The organism is Deinococcus arboris, assembly GCF_009755355.1.
In the GTDB taxonomy this organism is placed as follows: domain Bacteria; phylum Deinococcota; class Deinococci; order Deinococcales; family Deinococcaceae; genus Deinococcus; species Deinococcus betulae.
In genome coordinates this window covers 58,582-72,259 of record NZ_WQLB01000006.1, presented here as the reverse complement: position 1 = coordinate 72,259, position 13,678 = coordinate 58,582, and the positions used below count along the sequence as shown (strand labels likewise).

Annotated in this window: 12 protein-coding genes; 3 read left to right on the top strand and 9 right to left on the bottom strand. The window is 63.8% G+C overall.

Features of this window, described 5'->3' with window-relative positions:
* Positions 1-157: 157 nt before the first annotated feature.
* From GO986_RS06335 to GO986_RS06300, 8 genes are all read right to left on the bottom strand, one after another.
* Positions 158-1,354 (bottom strand): acyl-CoA dehydrogenase family protein, encoded by a 1,197-nt coding sequence (locus GO986_RS06335; RefSeq protein WP_157458444.1) that lies wholly within the window; start codon positions 1,352-1,354, stop codon positions 158-160.
* Between the two features lie 443 nt (positions 1,355-1,797).
* Positions 1,798-2,565: a uroporphyrinogen-III synthase gene (locus tag GO986_RS06330; RefSeq protein ID WP_157458443.1), complete on the bottom strand. Its 768-nt coding sequence runs from the start codon at positions 2,563-2,565 to the stop codon at positions 1,798-1,800.
* Between the two features lie 179 nt (positions 2,566-2,744).
* A complete protein-coding gene (locus GO986_RS06325) occupies positions 2,745-3,932 on the bottom strand; it encodes an aminotransferase class I/II-fold pyridoxal phosphate-dependent enzyme (protein ID WP_157458442.1) in 1,188 nt (395 codons plus the stop codon).
* A 268-nt stretch (positions 3,933-4,200) separates the two neighbouring features.
* Complete coding sequence (locus GO986_RS06320) at positions 4,201-4,905, bottom strand: ABC transporter ATP-binding protein (RefSeq protein WP_157458441.1); 705 nt, start codon at positions 4,903-4,905, stop codon at positions 4,201-4,203.
* Positions 4,902-5,675: an ABC transporter ATP-binding protein gene (locus GO986_RS06315; RefSeq protein WP_157458440.1), complete on the bottom strand. Its 774-nt coding sequence runs from the start codon at positions 5,673-5,675 to the stop codon at positions 4,902-4,904. Before GO986_RS06315 ends, GO986_RS06320 begins: the two co-directional genes overlap by 4 nt.
* Positions 5,672-6,598: a branched-chain amino acid ABC transporter permease gene (locus tag GO986_RS06310; protein WP_369409192.1), complete on the bottom strand. Its 927-nt coding sequence runs from the start codon at positions 6,596-6,598 to the stop codon at positions 5,672-5,674. Before GO986_RS06310 ends, GO986_RS06315 begins: the two co-directional genes overlap by 4 nt.
* A 1-nt stretch (position 6,599) precedes the next feature.
* On the bottom strand, positions 6,600-7,574 hold the full coding sequence (locus GO986_RS06305) for a branched-chain amino acid ABC transporter permease (protein WP_157458439.1): 975 nt from the start codon (positions 7,572-7,574) through the stop codon (positions 6,600-6,602).
* A gap of 75 nt (positions 7,575-7,649) precedes the next feature.
* Positions 7,650-8,819: an ABC transporter substrate-binding protein gene (locus tag GO986_RS06300; protein ID WP_157458438.1), complete on the bottom strand. Its 1,170-nt coding sequence runs from the start codon at positions 8,817-8,819 to the stop codon at positions 7,650-7,652.
* 203 nt (positions 8,820-9,022) lie between these two features.
* Here GO986_RS06300 and GO986_RS06295 point away from each other — a divergent pair, with 203 nt between their 5' ends.
* Together GO986_RS06295 and GO986_RS06290 are read left to right on the top strand one after the other, a co-directional pair.
* Positions 9,023-9,973, top strand: coding sequence for a methyl-accepting chemotaxis protein (locus GO986_RS06295; protein WP_157458437.1), 951 nt, complete (start codon positions 9,023-9,025; stop codon positions 9,971-9,973).
* Positions 9,970-10,944 carry a FadR/GntR family transcriptional regulator gene (locus GO986_RS06290; protein WP_157458436.1) on the top strand — a complete coding sequence of 325 codons (975 nt, stop codon included), beginning with the start codon at positions 9,970-9,972 and terminating at the stop codon, positions 10,942-10,944. Before GO986_RS06295 ends, GO986_RS06290 begins: the two co-directional genes overlap by 4 nt.
* A 547-nt stretch (positions 10,945-11,491) precedes the next feature.
* Here the strand turns inward: GO986_RS06290 and GO986_RS06285 are convergent.
* Positions 11,492-12,511, bottom strand: a complete 1,020-nt coding sequence (locus GO986_RS06285) for a GAF domain-containing protein (protein WP_198170446.1) — start codon at positions 12,509-12,511, stop codon at positions 11,492-11,494.
* 319 nt (positions 12,512-12,830) lie between these two features.
* Between GO986_RS06285 and GO986_RS06280 the strand changes: the two genes are divergently transcribed.
* Positions 12,831-13,547, top strand: a complete 717-nt coding sequence (locus tag GO986_RS06280; RefSeq protein WP_157458434.1) for a DUF6923 family protein — start codon at positions 12,831-12,833, stop codon at positions 13,545-13,547.
* Positions 13,548-13,678 lie beyond the last annotated feature (131 nt).

The following is a 13,678-nucleotide window of genomic DNA, read 5'->3' as shown; positions in this document are numbered from 1 at the left end:
GCAGGTCGTCAAGGGTTGGCCCAGATCCCCTGCCAAAGGCTGCTGAGTTTGAAGGGCCGTCCAGTCGCCGCGTTCCCCTGAACGTGCCCTCATCGCACCCAACAGTCCAAAAGAAGGCCACACACATCCTCTTCCGAGTGTCGTGTGGCCAATCTCTTCAGGAATACTGAGTCACTGCCGGCCAGGTGTCATTCAGCAATTGGTCGCCAATTTCTTTCAACTTGTAGTCTACAGGGTCGTGAAGGGTAAAGGTCCGCAGGTCCCGCCAGAAACGGTCAAAGCCCAGTTCTGTCGTCGTGGCGCGCGGCCCCAGGAGTTCGAAGAGGCGGCTGGTGATCTGTAGGCCCGCCTGGGTTGCGCTGACCTTGGCGGCGAAGACGTCAACCGCTGCAGCGCCGCGTTCGGCGGCGGTCAGAGCCCACTCCTGGCACCAGGCGGCCTGGACCGTGGTCGCCGCGTGACGGGCCAGCGCCAGTGCCCCCTGAAGCGCCACCCAGAGTTCGGCGTACTGTCGCAGCACGTAAGGGTCGTGGCTGGCCTGCGTGACGCCAGACGTCAACCAGGGCCGGGCCTGGGTGCGCAGGTAGTCGCGGGCTGAAACCAGCGCACTTTCGGCAATGCCCAGGTAGATAAACGTCTTGGTGGCCTGCGAGATAACGCCAGAAAATGTCGAAAACGCCTGCTCGGACGACGAGCCACTGAGGATTTCCTCTGGCCTAAGCTGAACCCCATCAAAGTTGACCGTGCCGCTAGCTGTCCGGCGCTGCCCAAACGAGTCCCAGTCCTCCTGAGCGTGCACCCCCTCGCGGTCCTGCGGCAGGACAAAGGTGACCGGGTCCCCGCCGTCTACTGGCACAGCACTGAAGAGTCGCTGGTCGCCCACCGCCACGCCTGTGCCGAAACCCTTAACGCCATTCAGGCGGAATTCGCCTGCACCGGTCTGCGTCAGCCGCAGCCTGGGGTCGCGGGTGTTCAGCGCATTGGCCCAGAACCACTGGTGCTCGGCGGTGCCCCGGTAATAAAAGGCCTGCTGCGCCGTGCTCCCCGAGAGGTGAGGCGCAATCAGCAGACCCAGGTGATTGCCATACAACTGGCCCAGAGAGCCGCTGTCATGAGACAGTGCCCGCACGACTTCCAGCGCCTCTGGCCAGGTGCCGCCCTGACCGCCGTAGTGCTGGGGCACCACCAGGTCAAGCAGGCCCGCCGCGCGCAGCAGACGCACTTCTAGGTCAGGCAGACCAGCATCGCGGTCGCGCTGGACTGCCGTGGCCGCCAGCGCACCAACGACCTGGCGAGCCCGTTCAAGCGGTGTGTGCCCCGAAAAGATGGAGGGTTGATAGTCCGTACTGGTCATGAGGCATCCTGAAAAAAGACACGCCGAGCCTGGAAAGGGTCAGCAGGTGAAGGGAGAATGGAAGCGGATTGGTGGCCTGGCAAGCGACCACATTCTAGTTGACTAATGCTGTCAATTAGATGCCGTTCTTGGTCTTGACCGTCGAGGGTTAATCAAGCCGAACTGGCCTTTCGGCGGGCGCCTGGAGTTGGCAGTGAGTCTGAGAGGTTGACGCCGTCTGGGCCATCGGGACCGCCCGTCCAGCGCACCAATGGCTTCTCCGCTGCGCTAGAGCAACTCTGTGACACGCGCAGCCTGTTCTTCCGAGCAGTCGTTCGGCCCTTGAATAAACGAACCACCTGAAAAATACGTCCAGGCCGTGACTGAGGCGCAAGGCTGCCACCGGAGCGCCATCCTATCGCTCCGACTTAATTAAGGGGGGCGTCCCCGAGTAACCGCATGGGCTATCCGGTGCGGCTCAGGCGCTGGGCCAGGACGCCGTGGGCCTTCTCCGCCGCCAGCCGTACCAGCGTGGTCATGGTGTGTGGGTCGGCTTCCAGGTCAATCCGGAGGCCCAGGTCGGTGGCCGCCTCACTGCACGCCGGGCCAATACTGACCGTGACCAGACGGTTCAGGCCGGCGCGGGCTTCTGCCTGAAGACCAAGCCTCTCCGCATATTTCAAGAAATGGAGCAGCTGCGTGCCTCTCGAAAGCAGCAGGACATCAGGCCCCCCCAGCACAACGTCACGGACCGCCTGAGCGAGGGGAACAGGATTGATCGGAAAAGCGCAGTGGTAAACGGGCAAGCTGGTGACCCGAATACCAGCGGCACCCAGTTTACGGACCAGGGCGGCTGGCATGGCCTCGCCGTATTCGAGGATGACCGCGTGCTGGCCCCGCGAGAGGGTGGCCAGCAGGTGTTCAGCCACCTGGGGCCACAGGTGAGGCTGGGTCACCTGAACGCGGCTGAGCCCGAAATCGCTCAGCACACGCGCTGATATGGGGCCGAGCGCAAGAAAAGGCACGTTCTGAAGGGCCTCAAGTTGAGTAGGAGCCAGCGCCTGAAGGAACGTCCGGGTGCCCACGCCAGCCTGACAAACGATAGCGTGTATATCTCCGGTCAGCAGGTGCCGCTGAAATAGGGCCAGGGCACTGCTCAGATCAAGCGGCCGTTCGCGCATGCTGGGCGCAACCTGAGGGCTTCCCCCGTAGGTGCGGATCAGGGCCTGCATGTCCTCGCTGCGGCGGGATTCCAGGCTCAGGACATGGAGACCAGCGAGCGCAGCTATAGGAAACCTCTGGGGCAGGTGCTCATGCTTCCAGACCCTACGAGAAGATTACAAGTTTTGTCAATTATTGATGGATTACGACTAGAGCTGCTCCGATCCGCTTGAGGGGACTCTGCCGGGGTTCAGCTGTGCTGTACCTCGGCAGTCGCTGAAGGTACTGGCACTCGGGCCAGCCGGCGGGCGGCCTCGTCCAGCACCTCACCGGACTTGCAGAAGGCGAAGCGTAGTCTTGGGACCAGAGGACGGGTCGCCGGGCTGTAAAACACGCCCATTGGCAGCGCGGCCACTCCTGCTTCGGTGAGAAGGAACCGGGCCACTTCAGCCTCATCCTGGCCCAGAGCAGAGACATCTGCGGTCAAAAAGTAGCCGCCCTGCGCGGGATAAGGCGGTAAACCGGCAGCCGTGAGCGCCGCCGCCAATTGGTCACGCCGCTGCCGGAAGGTCTGTGCCGTCACTGATAGGGTCTGCATGTGGGTCAAGGCCACAGTCAAGGCGACCTGAAGAGGCGTGGGCGCCGCAAACGTCACGAAAGTGTGACCCGCCCGGAGGGCCGTACTTACCTCAGGAGAGGCCACGGCCCAGCCCACCCGCCAGCCCGTCACGGAAAAGAGCTTGCCCGCCGAGCCGATGGTGATGGTCCGCTCACGCATGCCCGGCAACGACGCGACCGAGACGTGCTCGCCTTCGTAGACGAGGTGGCTGTAGACCTCATCGGCCAGCACATACAGGTCAAATTCCAGCGCCAGCTCGGCCAGGCCGGCCAGTTCGGCGTACGAGAACACCTTGCCGGTTGGATTATGGGGGGTATTTAGAATCAGCGCTTTGGTCTTGGGCGTCACGAGGGCCCGCACGGCCTCCAGATTCAGGCACCAGTGACCAGCGTCGTCAGGCACCAGGGCTACGCGGCGCACGATCCCCTGCGCAAATTCGACCTGTGGCGCGTACATGTCATAGCTCGGTTCCAGAATGACCACTTCGTCGCCTGGGTTGATCAGGGCCTGGACAGCGGCGTGCATCGACTCTGTGGCGCCCACGGTCACCGTCACTTCTGTCTCGGGGTCAGGGGCAAACCCGCAACTGGAGGTCAGGAAGGTGGACAGCGCCTGCCGCAGCTCAAGGAGACCGGCAGGCGGCGCATACTGCTGTGGGCCGCCTGCTGCACTCCGTAAGGCGTCCAGCACGAAGAGCTCAGGGGCAAAGTCAGGAAAGCCCTGCCCAAGATTTACGGCCCGATGAACCGCCGCAAGCCGGGTCAATTCACTGAACACAGAAGGGCCAAAGTTGGCCAGGCGGGTCGCCAGTGGCTTCATAGTGGAGTTCACTGTAGCGGGTGAAGGCCAGGGTGTCCTTGCCGCGATGACGAGAAGTTGAAGAGGGGTCGAACGACAGGAGAGATGCCCTGTCTGGTATCAAGACAGGCTGACGGTTGGGATCCCCTAAATTGTGGCTGACCCCTGTGGCGCCTGCTGATGAAGAAGACCCAGGGTGCGAAAAGCAGCCGCACCAACCAGCTCAAGACATAGGTGCGGCGTGTCCCCGCCGACTGAACGAGGACACGCCGGGTTCAAAGAAAGGCCATTAGCCGCCCAGATAAGCGTGCAGCACCCGTTCGTCGTTGACCAAGTCGGCACTGACGCCGCTGAAGGTCAGTTGCCCGGCCTCCAGCACATAGGTGCGGTGGCTGGCATTCATGGCCAGGCGGGCATTCTGCTCCACCAGCAAAATCGTGACGCCCTGTTCGTTCAGTTCGCGGATGATGCTAAAAATCTCGCGCACGATGATGGGGGCCAGGCCCAGGCTGGGTTCGTCCAGCAGCAGCAGTTTGGGCCGGCTCATCAGGGCGCGGGCGATGGCCAGCATCTGCTGCTCGCCGCCGGACAAGGTGCCCGCCAGCTGCGTGCGCCGCTCGCCCAGACGGGGAAAGCGCTCGTACATCTCGTAAAGGTCCGCCCGGAAGTTGCCCTTCCGGGTGTAGGCGCCCAGTTCCAGATTGTCTTGCACGCTCTGGCGGGCCAGCACCTGCCGGCCTTCCGGGCTCTGCGCAATGCCCAGGCGCACAGCTTGATCAGCAGGCGCGCGGGTGATATCGCGGCCTGCAAAGCGAATCTGGCCGGCCACCGGGCGCAGCAGCCGGGACACGGCGCGCAGGGTGGTCGTCTTCCCGGCTCCGTTGGCGCCAATCAGCGTCACCACCTCGCCCTCCTGCACAGTTAGCGACAGGCCCCGCACGGCCTGAATGGCGCCGTAGTTGACGCTCAGATTCTCGATTTCCAGCAGCGTCATTCTTCGCCTCCCAGATACGCTTCAATCACTTTCGGGTCGCGCTGTACGGTAGCGGGGTCGCCCACAGCGATCAGCTTGCCGAAATTCAGCACTGCCACCCGGTCACAGAGGTTCATAACCAGCGGCACATGGTGTTCAATAACCAGCACCGTTAGGTCAAACTGATCGCGCACCTGGCGGATAAAAGCCGTCAGCTGGCCCTTCTCGGCGGTGTTCATGCCAGCGGCCGGTTCGTCCAGCAGCAGCACGCGCGGCTCGGTGGCCAGAGCGCGGGCAATTTCCAGGCGGCGCTGGTCGCCGTAGCTGAAATTGCCCGCCAGTTCGCCCGCGCGGTCGCTCAGGCCGACCAGGTCCAGCAGGTCCCAGGCGCGGCGCTCGACGGCCACTTCCTCGGCCCGCGCCCCGCCAAAAACGCCGCGCCACAGCCCCGCGTGGGTGCGGGTGTGCTGGGCAATCTTGACATTCTCCAGCGCGGACAGGCCCCGGAACAGGCGGATGTTCTGAAAGGTGCGGCTCAGGCCAGTCTGCGCCACGCGGTGCGGCGGCAGGCCCGTAATCGGCTGGCCCTGGTAGCTCAGGGTGCCGCTGGAAGGAGGCGTCAGGCCGGTCATCAGGTTAAACAGGGTGGTCTTGCCCGCGCCGTTGGGCCCGATCAGACCGAAGATCTCACCCTCATGGACATCGAAAGAAACGTGGTCCACGGCGACCAGACCGCCGAAGCGCCGGGTCATCTCGCGGGCTTGGAGGAGAGGAGTGGAGGAGGCTGTCATGGCTGTTTCTCGTAGGCCGGCGCCAGGGGACGCTGCGGGGGGCGGGGCCGGGTCAGGCGGGCCAGGGCCCCGACAATGCCCTGCGGCAGATACAGGCTGGCCACCACCAGCACCAGGCCGTTGATCACCAGGCGCCAGTCGGCCAGGAACCGCAGCACCTCGGGCACGGCGGCCAGCAGCGCGCCGCCCACCACGGGGCCCCAGATGTTGCGGCTGCCGCCAATCAGCACCGCGGCCAGGATGGTGATGGACGAGTCGAACGTCCCCTGCTTGGCATTCCAGGTGTTCAGGAAGGGCGCGCTCATGGCCCCCACCAGTCCCGCCAGGGCCGCGCCAATCACGAAAGCCAGCACCTTGTACTGGGTGGGCGGCACACCCATGGCGTCGGCAGCCAGTTCGTCCTCGCGGAGGGCGCGCAGGGCCCGGCCGACCCGCGAGCGTTCCAGCTGCCGCGCAAACAGCAGGGTCAGCGCCAGTAGGGGCCCGAACAGAAAGATGTACTGCCAGCGGTCCTGAAACCCGAAGGTTTGCGGAATGCCGAAGATACCCACGGCGCCGCCCGTCACCGTCAGGTTCAGCGCCACCACCCGCAGGATTTCCACGAAGGCGATGGTGGCCAGCGCCAGGTAAATGCCGCGCAGCCGCAGCGCCGGCACACCCACCACTACGCCCAGCAGGCCGCCCAGCACGGCCCCCGCCAGCCACGTCAGCGGAAAGATGCCCTGCCCCAGCGTGTCCCGCAGGCCCGCGAACGAGGGGTTGGTGAGCAGAATGGCGGCCACGTACCCGCCCAGAGCATAGAAGCCGGGGCTGGCCAGGCTCAGTTGCCCTGCCTGGAGCGGGAAGTACAGACTGAGGCCCAGCAGACCCGCTTGCAACATGGTGGCGATCAGAAAACCATAGGTTTGGAGAAAATCGTTCACGTCACACCTTCTGAATGGCGCTGCGGCCCAGCAGCCCCTGCGGGCGCACCAGCAGAATGGCGAACAGCAGCGCAAAGGCCACCGCGTCCTTGTAGGCCGAGTAGTCGGCGGGCACAAAGGCTTCGGCCAGCCCGATAACCAGCCCGCCCAGCACTGCGCCCGGAATACTGCCCAGCCCGCCCAGCACGATGACCGCCAGCCCCTTGAGCCCGTAACTGACGCCGAAATACGGTCCAGCCACGCCGAACGCCGTGCCCACCAGGGTGCCGGCCAGCCCGCCCACGAAGCCCGACAGGAAAAAGGTAATGACGATAAAGCGGTCCACGCTGATGCCCAGCAGGCTGGCGGTGCCCGGATTTTCTGCCACGGCTCGCAGCGCCTTGCCAATCTTGGTGCGGCCGATGACAAAGCCCAGCACCGTTAGCATGACCAAGCTGACGGCAAAAATGATGACCTGGACGGTCCGGAGAATCACCACGTTGCCGCCCAGCGTGAACGAGAGGGCGGGCGGCGTTTCGCCGTAGGCGTCAGAAGGGAAGTTGTAGATTTCGGCGCCCACCAGCAGCTGAATCAGGTTCACGATCACCAGCGCCACGCCCAGCGAACTGACGAGGGCCAGCAGGGGGTCGGCGCCGCGCGAGCGCATGGGCCTAAAGGCCAACCGCTCAATCAGCACCGCCACCAGACCTGCCCCCACCGCGCCTAATAGGGTGGCCAGGGCGAAGGTCAGAGGCTGGCCCGAAAACGGCGATCCGTCTGGAAACAGATTCACGCCTTTCAGGAGCCCGTTGTTCTCAAATTGACCCACGACCAGCGTGTAGGTGAAGTAGGCGCCGAGGGTAAACACGGCAGCGTGGGCGAAATTGATGATGCCCAGAATCGAAAACACCAGGGTGTAGCCCAGCGCGAAGATGGCATACACGCTGCCAATCGCCAGGCCGTTCAGCAGGTTCTGCACCAGTTGACTGGCTTCCATGTGACTCCTTCAAAGGGGAGCCGCCAGCCTGGAGGGCAAGCTGGCGGCACGGGGAAAAAGGCGATTGGGGCGCCGTTACTTCAGATACACAAAGCTGCCGTTCTTGGCGTCCTTCATGCGAATCTGCGCCACATAGAACTCTTTCTGAATGACCTCGCCTTCCTTGTCAAAGGAGATCAGGCCCAGCGGCGTGTTGTATTTGCCCAGCAGAATCTGCTTGTTCAGCTCTATGCGCAGGTCGTCCACGTCCCAGGTGGTCAGCTTCTTCTTGCGGTCAATGGCCTTCAGGGCTTCGACCATCACCTGCACGCCGGCATAGGCCTGGGCGGCAAACTGCGGCGGCGCCTTCTTGTACTGCGCGGTGTATTCCTTCACGAACACCTGGTTGGCCGCGCTGCCCTGATTGGGGCTGTAGGCCTGGGCGATAATCACGCCGTCACACAGCTTCTGGCAGACCGGAAACATGTTGGAGGTGTTCAGGCCGTTGCCCCCGATAATCAGGCCCTTGTAGCCCAGCTGGCGCAGCTGTTTGACGAGGTTGCCGCCGTCGGCCGCCAGCCCCGAGATAATCACGAGGTCCACCTTGGCGTTCAGCACGGCCGTGACCTGCGTGGTGAAGTCTGTATCGGTCGTCTGGAACTTCTGCACGGTCGAGAGGGTCAGCCCCTGGGCCTTGACCGTCTCCTGAAAGGTGCCGGTTTCGCTGGTGGAAAAAGCGTCGTTCTGCGCGTACAGCACGGCCACGTCTTTGATCTTGGGGTCCAGCTTCAGAGCCTGTTTCACGGCGTTGGGGGCGACCACGGCCACTGGAGCCGACACCCGCGCCACGAAATTGCCGATCTGCGGAATGCCCTTGGCGGTGTTGCTGGGGCCCAGTACTGGCACCTTGGCGCGCTCGGCGATGGGGTCAGAGGCAAACGCCTGCTGCGACAGGGTAGGCCCCACGATGCCCAGCACCCGGTCTTTGGTAATTAGGTTCTGAAAGGCGTTGATGGCGCCGGCCTCGTCGCCGCCCGTGTCCTGAAACACCAGCTTGAAAGGCGTGCCGTTAATGCCGCCGCGCGCATTCAGGTACTTCTCGGCAAATTTGGCCCCGATCACCTGTTCCTGGCCCAGCAGCGCCGTGTTGCTGGTTTGTGCCACGGCGACGCCAATGCTGATGGTGTCAACCTTTTGGGCCTGAGCCAAGCCCAGGGTCAGCAGCAGAGCCGCAGAAAGCAAACGGGGAAGAGTGGTCCGGATCATGGCAACTCCTTAGGGGCTGTCCTGGTGTCTCCAGGCAGCGAAAAACGGTGTTCGGCACGCACTTTTAGGCTTCGGTGCCCTGCGGCGAACTTGTGTTGAAGGACACGGCGAGTGTAGGCTGCACTTACTTTCAAGTCAACTGTTTCAATGTTCAGATCAATGGACTGAGTTCAAAGATTCTGCCTGAATCACCTGGAGTCTTTATGACCGTCACCACCACCCGTGTGCCCCTCATCGTTCCCCGCTCAGAGCGCCGCCTGGGTCTGCGCACCAAAGCCCTGCTCATCACGGTGCTGCCAATTCTGCTGCTGGGCCTGCTGGTGGCCCTGACCCTGGTGGCTCAGCGCCGCGCCGAACTGAATGCTGTCTCGCGGTCCCTCAGTGCTTCGGTGGCAAGCGTGCTGGCCAGCAGTCTGGATGTCACAGACCTGACCCAGGTGAATATGCAGCTGCGCGCAGCGGTGGCGTCGCCCAGCGTGGCCTTTCTTGACATTCAGCCAGCGGGTGACGTCCCCAGATATTTCATCAGCGATGCGCCGCAGACCGACTGGCTGCTGCGGGCGCAACTGGACGCTTTCTTAAACGCCCAGCCGGCGGGCAGCCACCTGGCGCTGTCAGACACGCGCGCCGACGCCTACCGCGCGGCCCAGGCCACCCTGAGTGCGGCGGCGCCCGACAGCGTGCGCGAGCACCTCCAGGCAGCAGTGACGACGCTGGACGCCACCCGTGGGCAACGCCAGACTTACGAGGTGACGCAGCTGGCGGTGTACGACACCCAGGCGGGCCGGGCCCTGCGGCTGCCGGGACAGGCCGCGCCGCAGGGAACTTTGCTGTTTCACCTGACGATTGGGGTCACGCTGGGCGATCTGAACGCGGTCCTGTCGCGGCAACTGTGGCTGGTGCTGCTGGCCTGCGCGGTCACGGCGCTGACGGCGGCCGGGCTGGCCTACCGCGCGGTGCGGCGTCTGGTGGGGGTCATCCTGGCGATTACCGACGCGGCGCAGCAGGCCAGCCTGGGCCAGTTGGATGGCCCCATCCAGATTCGGTCAGGGGGCCGTCCCGACGAACTGGGAGATCTGGTGACGGCCATCGAGCGCCTGCGCGTAAGCCTACACCTGGCCCTGAGCCGCCTGCGCCCTGGGGGCCGGCCATGAGCGAGGGCACCTTTCCCACCGAAGCGCTGGACAAACGGTCGCTGGGCGAACACATCGCCGTGCACCTGCAAACGCTGCTGCTGGACGGCCAGTTGCGTCCTGGCGATACCCTGCCCAGTCAGCGGGAGCTGGCCCAGCGCTACGGTACCAGCGTGGCGGCGGTGCGCGAGGCCATCAGTATTCTCTCGGCCAGTGGCGTGGTGGACGCCCGGCCTGGGCGCGGCACCGTGGTGCTGCCCGTGACCCAGCAGGCCCCCAGCATCAACCTCTGGCTGGGGGCGGTGCACGACGAAGTCGAGGCCCGCGCCTTCCTCGACACCCGGCAGGTGCTGGAGCACTACACCATTGCGCAGGCCGCCCGTCACGCGGGCCCCGAGCAGCACGCGGAACTCCTAGAGCACCTGCACACCATGCGGGACGTGCAGGGCGACCCGGAAAGTTTTATCCAGGCCGACCTGGCGCTGCACCTGGCGGTGGCCCAGGCGGCGGGCAACCCGGTGGTGCTGCGCCTCTTACGGGCCATTCACATGCCCCTCGCCAATCTGCTGCGGGCGGTCAGCACTGAACTGCTGCAGGGTGGCCGCTTTCCAGCGCTCTACGCCACCCACGAGGACATCATTCACGGCATCGTTCGTGGGGACGCGGCCGAAGCCACCCGCGCCTTTGACCGGATGCTGGACCAGACCACCGAAGGCGGCACCCTGGAGCGCGCCCTGGGTGGGGGCGCCGCGCCTGAGCCACCTCTAGGCATTGGCTTTCTGGAAGACCTGCAGTGGAACCTCACCCGGCTGATTGGCCCGATGGCCGACGTGCTGATTCCGGAAGCGGCCAGTGAGCTGGGAGTGGACCCTGGCGGCCTGACCCGCACCCACCTGGACCGCTATCTGGCCGCCCTGGCGCGGCAACTGCCCGGCGCCAAACAGGCCGAGTGGCAGGCCCTGGCCGAATTGCTGGAAAAGCGGTACAGGTGAGGGGTTGTGGTCCTGCGTCTGCCTATTACGGTCTCGTCTGCCGCAAATGATACAGACTCCGGGACACGACCTTCATCGGGGAGGTGGACAAAAAAGCATTTGACTGCCTCGTTAGCTTGACGTTGCTGAAGGAGCATGACAAAGACAGCGCCGTCTTGATCCTCACCGCTCCAAAGCCACTGCTTGTTTTCACCACCCCAAGCGCTGACCTTGTCCAGAGACCATCGGGAACCACGTCAGGGTTCCCAGTGGCGGAGTTCCTCGGTCAGGAGCGGCGCAGACTTGATGTTCCACTGCTCCAAGGGTTCGTGCCTGACCACGGCGCCTCGGTGATGAAGCCGTTGCTGAACACCCAACTGGCTGAGGGAGAGCGGTGGGACTGCGGTGGGACGTCACCGATGACGATAAGGAGAGAACGGGGGCGATCAGGCTTCCGGCCACGCACAGCCCAGCCAGCCTCCTCGCCTTGAGTCGCTGGACCCTTCCCTCTAGAGGCATTGCACCCCTAGCAGATGGCGGGATAATCAGGCCCCTGAAAATGCCCTTGCTAGCTCTGCACTCTGGTCAGGTTTTCCTGACGAGCTAGCGCATAGGCCACTGTGCGGCTGGCCGCAGACAGCAGCGCCTGCTCACTTGGTCGCCAAGTCGCCAGCCCTGGTTCAGTCGGCCGCACAAGCACCAGCAGGCAAGTCTGCCCCTGTAGAGTGCCCAGTGGCAACCAGGCCAGGGCTGGGTCATTGCCCCTCTGGCCAGCATCCAAAAACGCTGGGGTGCGGGCGGTCTGATACGGACAGGCCAGGGCCCGCACGTGGGCCGTCAGAGACTCTGTCTGATGGCGCGGTGCGTCGCCCAGCCACTGCACGTCCATCCGGTCCTCTGTCCAGAGCAGCAGCGCGGTGGCGTCTGCTCCCACGGCTTCAGCCAACAGGGGCGCAGCGGCGGCGACCGCCTCGGTTGGGTCCAGGTCAAGGTCCATCACACTGCTGACGCCTTCGAGAATCCGGGCCTGTTCCAGGGTGCGGCGCAGCTCTGTGACCTGCAGACTCTGCGCCTGGGCCGCCCGGTCTAGTTCAAGGGTGAGGCGGCGGAACTCCAGCTCCTGCATGGCCATAGCCGCGAGGTCTTGCAGCGCCTCTACGTCACCAGCCTGCACCTGCCGGGGTTCGGCGTCGAGGATACACAGAGTGCCGATCCGGTGCCCAGCCGGGGTGGTGAGGGGCGCGCCCGCATACATGCGGATATGCGGTTCACCCACGACGATGGGACTGTGCTGAAACCGTCCGTCCCGTTGGGCGTCCTCCACCACGAGGGGCTGGTCATCCAGAATGGCCCAGGCACAGAAGACGTCCGGCCGGTTGGCGGTGACGCGGGGAAGGCCATGCGCGGCTTTGCCCCAGACGCGGTGCTGATCAACGAGGTTGAGCATAGCGACTGGCACGTTCAGAAGCCGGGCAGCGAGGCGGGTGATGCGGTCAAACGACTCTTCGGTGCCTGTATCGAGAATCTGATACCGCGCGAGGTCAAGGAGGCGGGTGAACTCGTTTTCAGGCAGCACAGACGCAGTCACAGCACTGAGCTTAAAGAATATGGATGACAGAACGCTGGGGCGCCGCATCTTCTGGCCACTCATCGCCGGAGCACCTTATGTCAACAACTTGCCACAGCTCCGAGCGCAGACGAGTCTGGATTTCATCTAAGGGCGGAGTGGCGATGGCGCTATCTGGCTTACCAAATGATGCTCGACGAACAACGGGAGCGGTGGAGTCTTTGGGCGCACATCAACACACTCCCTGGAGCAGTGGCAGGAGCCCGGTGTCACTTCCATGTCACCCGCTTCTCCATACGGTGACGACATCAGGCCAGCCTGCTGGTCCAAGGAGTTGGGTATGTCTCTCAAAACCACGATTTATTTAGCCCTTTTCACCGCCGTCCTTGCTGCATGCTCGCCTTCGGCGGCCCCACCAACACAGCCGCCAGCACCTGAGGCGCACGTTCTCGCTGTGTCTGGGCATCATCTCTATGCCGTCAATTTGTCGGGCGGCGCCGACGTCCAGGTTGCCACGCTGGTCCCCGCCATCCAGTTCTCTGATCTCGCCCGGCAGCCCCAATCAGGAAACCTGTACGCGGTCACAAGCAATATGCTGTTCCGCGTTGATCCGCAGACGGGCGCCGCCACTGCTGTGGGGGGCAAACATATGAACGCCCTCAATGCGCTTGCTTTTAATGCCCAGGGCGAACTGTTCGCTGGTGACGAGTATGGCCACTTTTACCGCATCGATCCTGTCCAGGGAGTCGCCACGCAGCTCAATGTAGAGGCACACAGCGAGATTCTGAGCGGTGACCTGGCGTTTGCGCCCGATGGCACGCTCTATGCAACCGTTGTCGCTGGTGCGTCTGACCGCCTCGTCACGGTGAATCCAGAGACTGGGGCAGTCAGCAACGTGGGCCTGACAGGCTTTGAGGGGATCTATGGCCTCAGTTTCGTCAATGGCGTGCTGTACGGCATGACGGCTGCTGGCGAAGTCCTCATCCTCGACCAGGCGACAGGCGCCGCGAGATTGCTGCGCCGCAGCACAGTCCGGCGGGTCTACGGGCTGGAGTGAGAGCTTCACCTGAATGCGACTTGGCGCAACCGGTTGGCTTTAGAACCCAGCTGTCAAACTGCTCCACCAGGATGCAAGATCAAAAGTAGACACTGGAAATGGCAAGACAACGAGAAGCAGTCTTCATAGCT